The 9605-nt window shown below is 60.7% G+C and carries 16 protein-coding genes; 7 read left to right on the top strand and 9 right to left on the bottom strand.

What is annotated here, in order from left to right; all coding sequences use genetic code 11:
* Positions 1-90 precede the first annotated feature (90 nt).
* Entirely contained in the window at positions 91-735 is a 645-nt protein-coding gene (locus tag BMX92_RS26180) for a hypothetical protein (RefSeq protein ID WP_093022534.1), read from the top strand.
* Positions 736-775: 40 nt separating this feature from the next.
* On the opposite strand, the gene BMX92_RS26175 is transcribed toward BMX92_RS26180, so the two are convergent.
* The gene (locus BMX92_RS26175; protein ID WP_093022531.1) at positions 776-1588 is read right to left on the bottom strand and encodes a recombinase family protein; all 813 of its coding nucleotides are present in this window, start codon (positions 1586-1588) and stop codon (positions 776-778) included.
* Between the two features lie 6 nt (positions 1589-1594).
* Entirely contained in the window at positions 1595-1786 is a 192-nt protein-coding gene (locus BMX92_RS26170; protein WP_143066923.1) for a ribbon-helix-helix domain-containing protein, read from the bottom strand.
* 78 nt (positions 1787-1864) lie between these two features.
* Here BMX92_RS26170 and BMX92_RS26165 point away from each other — a divergent pair, with 78 nt between their 5' ends.
* Positions 1865-2239: a hypothetical protein gene (locus BMX92_RS26165; RefSeq protein ID WP_093022526.1), complete on the top strand. Its 375-nt coding sequence runs from the start codon at positions 1865-1867 to the stop codon at positions 2237-2239.
* A 255-nt stretch (positions 2240-2494) separates the two neighbouring features.
* Here the strand turns inward: BMX92_RS26165 and BMX92_RS26160 are convergent, their stop codons facing one another.
* Genes BMX92_RS26160 through BMX92_RS26140 form a run of 5 tightly spaced genes read right to left on the bottom strand, consistent with a single transcriptional unit; the run spans position 2495 to position 3936 of the window.
* A complete protein-coding gene (locus BMX92_RS26160) occupies positions 2495-2776 on the bottom strand; it encodes a hypothetical protein (RefSeq protein ID WP_143066922.1) in 282 nt (93 codons plus the stop codon).
* Positions 2773-3009 carry a hypothetical protein gene (locus BMX92_RS26155; RefSeq protein WP_143066921.1) on the bottom strand — a complete coding sequence of 79 codons (237 nt, stop codon included), beginning with the start codon at positions 3007-3009 and terminating at the stop codon, positions 2773-2775. The genes BMX92_RS26160 and BMX92_RS26155 overlap by 4 nt, the downstream gene beginning before the upstream one ends.
* Entirely contained in the window at positions 3006-3548 is a 543-nt protein-coding gene (locus tag BMX92_RS26150) for a glycoside hydrolase family 108 protein (protein ID WP_093022537.1), read from the bottom strand. Before BMX92_RS26150 ends, BMX92_RS26155 begins: the two co-directional genes overlap by 4 nt.
* On the bottom strand, positions 3548-3736 hold the full coding sequence (locus tag BMX92_RS26145; RefSeq protein WP_093022515.1) for a hypothetical protein: 189 nt from the start codon (positions 3734-3736) through the stop codon (positions 3548-3550). Before BMX92_RS26145 ends, BMX92_RS26150 begins: the two co-directional genes overlap by 1 nt.
* Complete coding sequence (locus BMX92_RS26140) at positions 3733-3936, bottom strand: hypothetical protein (protein ID WP_093022512.1); 204 nt, start codon at positions 3934-3936, stop codon at positions 3733-3735. Before BMX92_RS26140 ends, BMX92_RS26145 begins: the two co-directional genes overlap by 4 nt.
* 219 nt (positions 3937-4155) lie before the next feature.
* On the opposite strand from BMX92_RS26140, the gene BMX92_RS26135 reads away from it, so the two are divergent.
* The 3 genes from BMX92_RS26135 to BMX92_RS26125 all read left to right on the top strand — a co-directional run bounded on the left by BMX92_RS26135 (position 4156) and on the right by BMX92_RS26125 (position 5227).
* Positions 4156-4491, top strand: a complete 336-nt coding sequence (locus tag BMX92_RS26135) for a type II toxin-antitoxin system RelE/ParE family toxin (protein WP_093022509.1) — start codon at positions 4156-4158, stop codon at positions 4489-4491.
* On the top strand, positions 4472-4762 hold the full coding sequence (locus BMX92_RS26130; protein WP_218145867.1) for an addiction module antidote protein: 291 nt from the start codon (positions 4472-4474) through the stop codon (positions 4760-4762). Before BMX92_RS26135 ends, BMX92_RS26130 begins: the two co-directional genes overlap by 20 nt.
* A gap of 81 nt (positions 4763-4843) precedes the next feature.
* A complete protein-coding gene (locus BMX92_RS26125) occupies positions 4844-5227 on the top strand; it encodes a hypothetical protein (protein WP_093022503.1) in 384 nt (127 codons plus the stop codon).
* Between the two features lie 50 nt (positions 5228-5277).
* Here BMX92_RS26125 and BMX92_RS26120 read toward each other — a convergent pair whose 3' ends face one another.
* Positions 5278-8478, bottom strand: coding sequence for a hypothetical protein (locus BMX92_RS26120; RefSeq protein ID WP_093022501.1), 3201 nt, complete (start codon positions 8476-8478; stop codon positions 5278-5280).
* Entirely contained in the window at positions 8478-8645 is a 168-nt protein-coding gene (locus BMX92_RS27610) for a hypothetical protein (RefSeq protein ID WP_177185279.1), read from the bottom strand. Before BMX92_RS27610 ends, BMX92_RS26120 begins: the two co-directional genes overlap by 1 nt.
* Positions 8646-8916: 271 nt before the next feature.
* Between BMX92_RS27610 and BMX92_RS26115 the strand changes: the two genes are divergently transcribed.
* Together BMX92_RS26115 and BMX92_RS27180 are read left to right on the top strand one after the other, a co-directional pair.
* On the top strand, positions 8917-9282 hold the full coding sequence (locus tag BMX92_RS26115) for a VVA0879 family protein (RefSeq protein WP_093022498.1): 366 nt from the start codon (positions 8917-8919) through the stop codon (positions 9280-9282).
* 88 nt (positions 9283-9370) lie between these two features.
* Positions 9371-9529, top strand: a complete 159-nt coding sequence (locus BMX92_RS27180) for a hypothetical protein (RefSeq protein WP_218145866.1) — start codon at positions 9371-9373, stop codon at positions 9527-9529.
* Positions 9530-9605 lie beyond the last annotated feature (76 nt).

Below are 9605 nucleotides of genomic sequence, written 5' to 3'. Positions count from 1 at the left end.
TGCTGGCCGGTGATTGCGAGAAAGACTTTTGGACGAACCGGCAGCTTTGGCCGCTGATCGTCGCGGAGGTCGCCCTCAAAGGAGAACATCATGAGCGATAACGATCAGGCGCTTTTGCGTAGCGCGCTGGAGCGCCTTAAATTCCATGCTGATTTTCAGCGAGGATACGGGGCAGATGATTTTTCGATGCGGCGTTCAGATGCTGATATTATCCTCGTCGCATGGAACCGCCGCGTCACCCTCGCAGCGCCCGCCGCAGATGAGCCGGTGGCGCACTGGCGATCGCTCAAGCGCGGGCCTTACGTCGTGTATGATAAGGACGACGAAACATACCTTGCAGTCGGCGGCGCATGGCACCTCGACCTAGATGACGGCGATAGCTTTGCCGTCTTTGAGGATGCTCAACGGGCGGCTGACGATGCTGGCCTCGGAAAGGTCGAAAGCTACTGGGTGCATCAGTGCCCTGACCTGATCCACGATGCCTATCAGCAATTCGCCCACTCTCCCGCCGCTGAGCCGGTTGGGCTGCGGGAGGCGCAGAGGGAGGCGGTGCGCACAATCATAGCCGAGACAGCCGCCGATCTATCGACCGAAAACCCGGCTTGGACGGCGGGTTGCCTTGCCGACGCCCTGATCTCAAAGGGTGTTGGCCTGATCAATCGCGAATACATCTGCAAATGCGGCCAGCGCGTCGAGCCGCATCGTTGTCACCAAGCTGGAGATCCTGCGTTTTGATCCTGCCCATCCTCCTAGCCGCCAGCGCCTTTGACCGCTCCTACCCCCGGCGGGATCTAGCGCCCGCTTGAGATCGCCAGCTCGCTTCGTGCGCGGCGATAGCTTCCTGCACCTTTATCCACGACGCCTTGGTGACGATCCTGGGGTGATGTGGGCTTTCTCCCAGATATGTGCGGTTGGTCAGCACCGCCTTTATCAGTCTGCCGTCGAAGCGCGCACCGCGGCGGTTCCGGTGACCCTGACGGTTCACTTCCGCTGCAACGTCCGCAAACACGCCGAGGCGCGCAAAACGTCTGAAGATGAAACGCACGACTTCAGCCCGTTCGTCATGAATGGCCAGCCGCTTGTTCTCCAGACGATATCCATAGGGAGGCGGACCGCTCGTCCAGATACCGCGGGCTTTGGCGCCCGCAACCCAATCACGGGTCCTCTCTCCGATCATTTCTCGTTCGAATTGCGCGAACGTTAAAAGGATGTTGAGCGTCAAACGGCCCATGCTTGTCGTGGTGCTGAACTGCTGGGTAGTCGAATAGAAGCTGACGCCAGCGCGGTCGAACGCATCGATGATGTTAGCGAAATCGCGCAGCGATCGAGATAAGCGGTCGATCTTGTAGACGACGATAGCATCCACCGCGCCGGTGCGCACATCTGCCATCAGCCGCTCTAAGGCGGGGCGCTTCATATTGCCGCCGCCAAAGCCTTCGTCGTCATAGCGGTCTGACAGCAAAGACCAGCCCTCTGCGGCCTGGCTTTCGATATATTTGGCGCAAAGATCACGCTGATTATCAACCGATTTCAGCTGGCTATCCCGAGCATCATCCGTCGATTTGCGAGTGTAAATGGCGCAGCGCATCAGGCGCTACTTTTCTTTCTTCCTGCGCTCTATTTCTCTTTCGACGGCCTCACGAATGAACTGGGGGCGGCGATATGCGCCAACCAGTCCATCGATCTCCTCGATCACCTCGGGGGGCAATCGTACGTTCAAAATTTTCATATTGAGTGGCGGGCGACCCATGCGGGCTGGCTTAGCGGTGCGGCTGTCCTTGTTCAACAAAACAATACTCTTTTCTTGTTGACGGCATAAACGATGCTGTTTATATAAACGGTATTGAATATGGAGGCAAGTACAATGACACTCACGAAAATCGATAGCTCACGGTTCAAGGAAATCTGCCGGGCGCACCGTGAGACGTTTGATCCAGAATATTGGATGTCGTTCCGCCAAAGCCTGAAAATTGATCTGGACGAAACGCCGTCGTGGAAGCTCACCAGAGAGTGGGAAGTGAGCCAGTATGACAAGCCGAAGCCCCTGCCTACGGAAGCGGACCATTACACCGCCTACTGGAACGCCGCCCAACGTGCCTATCTGCAAGGCGCCTCGGAAGGTCAGTGCCACATGCTGGCTCGACTGTCGGCCGAGCATGGCGAGTTTTCTGTTTTCGATGGGATTCTGACCGAGCAGGAGGCTTCGCGCTTGATTGCCGCTTATCGTAACGAGCGATAATTACCAGTTCCCGCCTCCATAGGACAAATCCGCGCCATCGCCGCAATAGCGATCTGGGCGGTAACCCGCGCGCTATCACAGGTGGCGAGGTTGTGCGTGCAGCCGGTCAGGGCGAGGAGCATCCCGACCTTGCCCGCGCTGCGTGCGAGTTTGCCGAGGCCCATTAGCGGCGCACCAGATGATTGGCCGCGATGCAGGCGCAGCAGCCCAGCGCAGCTACGGTCAGCCAGAACAGGCCCATTACGATTTCTGCGGTCATCGGAAAAACTCTTTCGCGTAATCATCCGCTGACAGCTTACCGGTCAAATCGCGCTGGATAATTTCTTTCACCAGCGCACAAAACATGGTCGGTCCGAGAAAAGGGTGATCCTCCGTCATCTTGAATCCGCAGCTATATGTGCCGTCTCCATAAATCCCGATCGTGATATGGCCGACCAGCGGAGATTCATCTGTGGACATTTCCGCAATGATGCGGCCCGACCGAGCTGCCATGGAAAGGTGGCTGCCTTCATCATAATTTGTGTCTATGATTTTCACGACTTTTCCTCCACCGGCACAGGCTTTTCGGGCGGCTGATCGATGGTGATCTGCCGGGCAGATGGAATCCTCAGGATGCCGATCAGGCCGCCGGTGATCGTCCCAAGTCCGAACGCCTCGATCTTGCCGATGATGTCTGGTCGAATGGCGGAAACGATTAGCGCCATCGCGAAGATCAGCACCAGCGCGGCGATGGTTGCCAGATAGGCGATGAGGTCGTGGCGATCGGTCATGCTGCGATCCTCGACAGCCATCCGAATAGAAACGCCTCATTGGCGCTGCGCCCCTCACACAGGGAAAGATAGCGCTCGCCCTGGAGCGCGTTCAGCAGCGCCAGCAAGCGACGCTCACCCTCCGCGCCACGCTTCTTGATGAAGGCTGTCAGTGCATCGCGCGTCTTCTGACCGGCCGACCCATCGACCAGCAGGTCAGCGAAGTCCTTGCCCTGGTTGTTCAGCCCGTTGAGGGCGCGTTGGAGAAACTGCGCCGCGACCTTCGGCCCCATGTTGACGCCGGTGTCCACCAGCTCAGCGCCGATCGATGGCGCAATCACCGCGATCTTGTCGAAGCCGGGCGCCTCGACATACTGCTTCACATAGATCCCGCGCGCGAAATCGCGGGTCATTGCTTTCATCGGCCCGGTATAGCCATTGGCGCGTGCGGTCGCGATCGTGATGCCGAAGTTGGTTTCCGACCCTAAATCATTTTTATGATTCACATAGCCGCCCTCGTTGGCCAGCACGTCTTCGATGATTGCGTTGATGGTAGCCATCATTCACCTCCCAGCTGGCGCTTGCCCGGCTTCCGCTTGAACCCGCGCAAGGACTGGCCGATCGTTTCAACGGTCGGCAAAGACAGCGCCATTTCCGTTCCTCCGACGATTGTCGCGCAGGCATTGGAAAGCTCGTGCGCGGCGAGCCTGACGGCGCGGATCGCGTCGATGCTCTCCCGGTGGTTCATTTGCCGATCCTCTGTTCGAGGTGTTGGATGGTGACGGTGAGGGCTGACAATGCGGCGGCCAGCGCCTTATCGCTCTCCGTCCGTTCGCGCTCGACCTGTTGCCGGGCGTCGGTGATGCGCGTTTCTCGCCAGACGAGGTAGCCGATCATCAGGCCAAGCGGGCCGAACTGCCCCAGCAAGGTCCATGTTTCCATATTCATGAGATTGCGCGCATCCTTGAATACCCGAAGAGCCGCACAAGGGCGGGTGTGGGGATATTGATTTCGGAAGCGGGCCTGCGCCGCGTGCGCTACGCCTCTATGGGTGCGCTGGACTGATGCCGCACATTGGCGGAATGGCGGGATTTTGGCAAGGATTATGAAAGCTGTGGATTGTCGCTTTTAATTGACAAGCTGTAGAGTGTCGTTTAAAAGCGACGCATGACCTACATTGTTCAACAGACCGAAGAGTTTGACGAATGGCTGTCTGGCCTTCGTGATGGCAAAGGTCAGAAGGTGATCGCGAAGCGCATCGTGCGCGCGCAGGGCGGCAATCTCGGTACGACGCGTTCGCTTGGCGATGAAGTGTCGGAAATGAAGATCGATTTCGGACCCGGCTATCGCCTTTATTACACCGTGCGCGGCAAGGTTGTCGTGATCTTGCTGTGCGGAGGCGACAAAGGATCGCAGGATCGGGACATTGAGCGCGCCAAGGAATTGGCGAAAATCGTTGAAATTCAAGATGGAGGTGATGACGATGAAGACGAAGGAGTTTGATGCGTCAAAGTTTTTCACCGACGCGGATGATCAAATTGAACTGCTTGAAGATGCACTTTCTACCGGAGAAGCTGGATATATCGCAGCCGCAATTGGAACCATTGCTAAGGCGAAAGGCATGTCCAAAGTGGCATCTGACGCAGGGTTAAATCGGCAGGCGCTTTATGCGGCGCTCAAGGATGACGGCAATCCCACCCTGGAAACGCTGCTTAAAGTGCTGCGAGCCGTTGGCATTGAACTGCATGCCACGAAGATCCCTGAGCCTGCATAACTATTGACCGATAGCGGCCCACCGAATCTTAACCACGAATGCCTATCCCCATGGGCGGACACATGGGGTAGGGCGGTTGGGATGGACTATCGGGCTTTCTTGGTGGCGTTGGGGTGCGTGGCTCTGTTTGGGTGCTCAAATACTGCGCCTTCGTATTCGCAGACGGATCGCATCAACGGCTTGGTGGAATCGGAAACCCGCCTTCAACTGCGGGTGGATGGCCTTGAAAATAAGATAGCCAAGATGGAGCGTGAGCAGCTTCAAGATCGCCAGTTTTCGGTCGATACTTTCAATGCGCTTGGATCTCTGAGGAAAACATTCAACAAAAACGTCGGCATTGAAAATGAGGAAGCGGTGAGAGACATGACCCGCCGTGGCGCATGCGGCGCGGAATGGACGCAGGCCACTGATGGGCAGTGGTTTCAGACCAACAAGATTTGCACTGTTAGCGACCTGAAGAAATAGCCGTGAAGAACTGGCACTTTGCTCTCGGCCTGCTACTGATATTTTTTGCATTATCGGGCCGAACCCGGAAGGTCGCGGCGGCTTCCTTCGTTCTGCTTGTTTTGTTTGTCGTTCGCGGCTGAAGAGAGGACGCCACCGGCATTATCATTCGCCACCTTCGCGATATACTGCTGCAAACCAAGCCCCTCCTGTGCCAGTGCCGGGTCGCGCGCGATCAGGTTTGACAATGCCTGGAGGCGCGCTGACTGCGCCGTGGGGGTCCGCGCCTTAGCCGCGCTTGCCAACCGTTCTACAAATTTCGGAGACGCCAGCATTCGTCCGGTCACATATTGCCCGATCGCCGGGGCGAAGGCTGCCAGCGCCGCGAGAGGCTGACCGGTCGCCAGCGCGCCGACGCCCGCAACCGTGCTGACCGTCGTCCCGTGCGAGGCCAGTGCACCGGCCGTGTTCGAGGTGTTGGCGAAGCGCTGCGCCTCCTTGGTGCCGCTGGCCACCGTAAACAGGTCATTGAGCGCGGCGCGCTGCTCGCTGGTGAACAGGGCGGATTTCGCCTTCGGGTCCATCTTGTTCCAGTGTGTCGCGAAATCGCTGAGTGAGAACTGGTTTTGCTGCGACAGGCGACCGGGACCAGGCTTGCCCAACTCACTGATGAACGTCGCGCCGATCGTCTCCGCCTCGTCCTTCGGGATAGAGCGCATCAGGCGCCCGACGCGAGACGATTCACCGCGCGTGCCGGCCCAATTCTGGATGGCGTTGAAAGCTGCCTGACCATCGGCACCACCTTCCTTGCCGAGGATCGGGGCGACGACATTGGCGATGCGATCCTGCCGCCCGCGCCAGTAGCCGTTGGCGCGCTCGAACTGGCGCAGAGCTTCCGGCCCGGCGCGCTCTGCCGTAGCGCGCATATCCTCGCTCAGCGCGGCGTAGAATGCGCGGTTGGCCGCGATCTCATTCCCCTCTGACCCGAACGACGGCTTGCCGATGATTTCGCCAATGGTCGAGCGCAGGCGCTTCATATCCGCCCAGGACAAGCCCCCACCAGTCGGCGGCTGGTTGGCTTCCACATAGGCCTGATCCTGCAACTCCCGCGCGCTGGCGAGACGGTCGCGCGCCTGATTGACGCGCGCCTGCGCCGCCGCGATTTCCGCCTGCCGTGGGTTGCCGGGAAGGATGGACGACGGCTGCAATTCCGACAGAGTGTTTTCCGCGTCCATCAAGTCGCGATGCGCGCCGCGGACTTTCTCCGTTTCCATCGTCAAGCGGACCTGTCCAGCCTGCCGCGTGTCGTTCGGCGTCAGCGCCTCCAGAGTGGCGCGCAGGCGAGGGTGGCCGGTCCAGATGCGCGAAAGTTCGGGGTTGCTCTCCATCCCCTGCGTGATCTCGCCCAACGCGCGGGTAGAAGCGCTGGTGACGGCCGGCATCCGATCGGGAACCGAGATTGCATCATAGAGCCGCCCGGCACGCTTTTCACTGTCAGACACGAAGCGTTCGGCGCCGCGCTGCGCGGCCCGGCCAGCGCCATATTGGTCGGCGGGCTGGGTGACAGCGGATGCGGCTCGATCAACCACACCAGCAGCCTGCTGTTGCGCGCGGCGGGCGCTGTTCAGGATCGGCCCGGCACCAAGCGGGGTTTGCACAGCGCCAGCCGTCATGCGCCGCGTCATGTCGCCGCCGATATCAGCTGGAAGCAGATCGATGCCTTGCCGCTGGGCCGCCTCATACACTGCGCGGGCGTCAGGATTCCCGGCGCGGCCACGACCCAGACGGCTCCCGATCGCATTGCCGACGCGCTGCAATCCAGCACCGAGAACGCCGCCGGTCACCGCGCCAGTGCCAGCGCCCATCAGCCGGTCCCCAACACCTTCACCGGAACCGAATCCATACGCGCCACCATAGGCCGCGCCGACCTTGGTGGCGTCGCCCGCCGTCGCCACCCGACCTATCGGCAGGACAAGGCCGCCAGCCAACTGGCCGCCGCCGCGCAGCCACGGGCTGTTCTCCGCATCATAGGCGTCGATCGCGCGCTGGCGGGCCAGATTGTCGTCCATCGTGCCGCCGCCGAAAAGCGTATCACCAGCGGCCGTCAGCTCGTCCGCGAAGCCGAGCGATGCGGTGTCAGCCGCGCCGCGGACGAAAGCGTCTGCGCCTTCGGCCACACCACCCTGACCGCGAACGTCCGAAATGTCCGGGGCGCGGATAATGCCGGTTTCGCCCGGCATGTAACCACCGCCTGCGTCTCGCGCGCGGATGATGTCCTCTGCGTTGCTCAGGCTCAGGCCCATCGATTGGGCGAAGGATCGCAACTGATCGGCATTGGCATTCGGGTTGGCGCGCATGAATGCGTCATAGGCCGCCGCCTGCGCGTCGCTCAGGCCGCCCTTTTTGATCGCATTGGCAACATCGGTCGGGACGAGGGTGCCGGGGTTGCTGCCTGCGCCGCCTCCACCAGTCCCACCGCCGACAGGAGGAGCGGCCGGCGCGCCAGTCGATAATCCGGGCGGCGCGAGATCGCGCTCCAAATCAGCCCCGCCAGCACCCTGATAGGCGCGCGTGTAGAGGTCGATGACGCGCTGGACGTTGGCTTGATACTGCTCGTCGCCCTGCCCAGTGTCGAGGTTCGACAAGCTGCTGGCGAGTGCCTGAAAGTCGGAGTTGGACAGCGGCGTCAGCGGGTTCTTGCCGCCATTGGTCCGCGCCATTTCCATGATGCGGGTGAGCGCGCCCGCGTTTTTCAGCGTCTCGGTGTCCTGCGCAACGTCATATGCGCCGGTGCCGCGAATGGAACCAGCGACGCCAGAGCCGAAGCCAGTGGTGAACCAGCCATCCCGAGAACGCTGCTGGAGAGAGCGGGCCAGACGGATTTTGTCGAGCGCTTCGGCGCGGACGGATTGCCGGTCTGCATCCGTCTGCGGCCCTGTTGCACCAGCTTCAGGCGGAAGACCAGGCACGCGCATAGCTGTCCGCCCGTCAGGCCCGAACTGATAGCCAGACGGAAGCGTCGCGCGCGGCGTACCATCCGGCCCATGCGTCGCCTCCCATTCGCGCCGATCACGCGCGGCCTTGTCGGCGTCCCGCTGCGCATTGGCTCCGGAAATGCCGATCTGCTGCTGATCGCGCTGGATGCCCAACTGCCGCTCGGTCGCGCGCATCGGATCAGGCGTGCCGATCGTGAACGACTGCGGCGCGGACGGTTGCGCGGACGCACCAGCGTTCAACTGCTGGAGGAGGGCGGGGTCAGTGATTTCAGGCATTATCGGCCCTCCGGGTTATCGTACCATTTGCCGTTGACCTGATAATAGGTCTTGCCGCCGATGCTCTGCGAGACGGGCGCGCTGGCGGAAGGTGATGCGCCGATCTCGGTGACGCCATGGCGCTGCTTCCACTGCGCATAACCCTGCTCGCCAAGACTTTCGCGCATAGCCTTCGCACCGAATGCGTCGATCGTGGAGCCGCCTGGCTGCTGCTGGACAGGACGCTGGGGCTGCTGGCCGGTGATAGGCCCATTCGGGCCAACGGGATAGACGGTCTTCGTCCCATCTCCATTGTCCGCGGTCAGGAAGCTGTATTTGGGAGACGGGTCTTTATAGATGATGCGCGGCTGACCATCGGAGCCGATCGCGCCAAGCGAGCCGTCGTTTGTCTCCCAATAGTGGGGCTGCGAAGGCCAAGGCGAAGAGGGAGGTGGCGTGATGACTGACGTCCGTCAAATCACGCTGGAGCAATTCCATGCCGATATTAAGGCGCAGAACGCCGCCAGCAAGGAGGATATCACCTTCGTCTGCCCGATGTGCGGTACCCACCAGTCCGCACGCGATCTGATCGAGGCGGGTGCTGGCAAGACGTTCGATGAGATCGAAAAGTATCTCGCCTTCTCCTGTGTCGGCCGCTTCACCGACGCCGGATCGCCGCGCGAAAAGCCGGATGGAAAGCCGTGCAACTGGACGCTGGGCGGCCTCTTTCGCCTGCATAAGCTGGAAGTGATGGCAGACGGCAAGGCGCACCCGCGCTTTGAATTGGCCGAACATCCGAAGATGGCGCGGCACGCCGCCGCCTAACCATTTCACAGGGAGCCGGGCGGTCCTAACAAGCCGCCCGGTAAGGAATATGGCAACCCGTACAGTGACATTCGAAGTCGACACAGAAATGCTGTTCGACATGCTGCTGAAGATGAACGGCGAAACAACGGACATCGGCGCCCGCGTCGTTGGCGCGCTGCTCGCAGAAAATGGCATCATCGATGCGCTCGGCATGGCGATGTATGGTGTTTATGTCGTGCGTCCAGCCGAACAGGTGCCAGCATGACCGCCAACATCTGGACCCGCGCGCCATCGAGCATGCCGAGTCATCGCGCGATGATATCGCCCGCTGTGTCGCATTA

Origin of the sequence: Sphingobium sp. YR768 (assembly GCF_900111125.1) — a bacterium.
Classification (GTDB): domain Bacteria; phylum Pseudomonadota; class Alphaproteobacteria; order Sphingomonadales; family Sphingomonadaceae; genus Sphingobium.
This window is presented reverse-complemented; position numbering and strand designations above follow the sequence as displayed.

Excerpts from the sequence above, each read along its gene's own strand:
- BMX92_RS26180 (WP_093022534.1), top strand. The coding sequence starts at position 91 with ATGAGCGATAACGATCAGGCGCTTTTGCGTAGCGCGCTGGAGCGCCTT.
- BMX92_RS26175 (WP_093022531.1), bottom strand. The coding sequence starts at position 1,588 with ATGCGCTGCGCCATTTACACTCGCAAATCGACGGATGATGCTCGGGAT.
- BMX92_RS26165 (WP_093022526.1), top strand. The coding sequence starts at position 1,865 with ATGACACTCACGAAAATCGATAGCTCACGGTTCAAGGAAATCTGCCGG.
- BMX92_RS26155 (WP_143066921.1), bottom strand. The coding sequence starts at position 3,009 with ATGACCGATCGCCACGACCTCATCGCCTATCTGGCAACCATCGCCGCG.
- BMX92_RS26150 (WP_093022537.1), bottom strand. The coding sequence starts at position 3,548 with ATGGCTACCATCAACGCAATCATCGAAGACGTGCTGGCCAACGAGGGC.
- BMX92_RS26145 (WP_093022515.1), bottom strand. The coding sequence starts at position 3,736 with ATGAACCACCGGGAGAGCATCGACGCGATCCGCGCCGTCAGGCTCGCC.
- BMX92_RS26140 (WP_093022512.1), bottom strand. The coding sequence starts at position 3,936 with ATGAATATGGAAACATGGACCTTGCTGGGGCAGTTCGGCCCGCTTGGC.
- BMX92_RS26135 (WP_093022509.1), top strand. The coding sequence starts at position 4,156 with ATGACCTACATTGTTCAACAGACCGAAGAGTTTGACGAATGGCTGTCT.
- BMX92_RS26130 (WP_218145867.1), top strand. The coding sequence starts at position 4,472 with ATGAAGACGAAGGAGTTTGATGCGTCAAAGTTTTTCACCGACGCGGAT.
- BMX92_RS26125 (WP_093022503.1), top strand. The coding sequence starts at position 4,844 with ATGGACTATCGGGCTTTCTTGGTGGCGTTGGGGTGCGTGGCTCTGTTT.
- BMX92_RS26120 (WP_093022501.1), bottom strand. The coding sequence starts at position 8,478 with ATGCCTGAAATCACTGACCCCGCCCTCCTCCAGCAGTTGAACGCTGGT.
- BMX92_RS27610 (WP_177185279.1), bottom strand. The coding sequence starts at position 8,645 with ATGCGCGAAAGTCTTGGCGAGCAGGGTTATGCGCAGTGGAAGCAGCGC.
- BMX92_RS26115 (WP_093022498.1), top strand. The coding sequence starts at position 8,917 with ATGACTGACGTCCGTCAAATCACGCTGGAGCAATTCCATGCCGATATT.
- BMX92_RS27180 (WP_218145866.1), top strand. The coding sequence starts at position 9,371 with ATGCTGTTCGACATGCTGCTGAAGATGAACGGCGAAACAACGGACATC.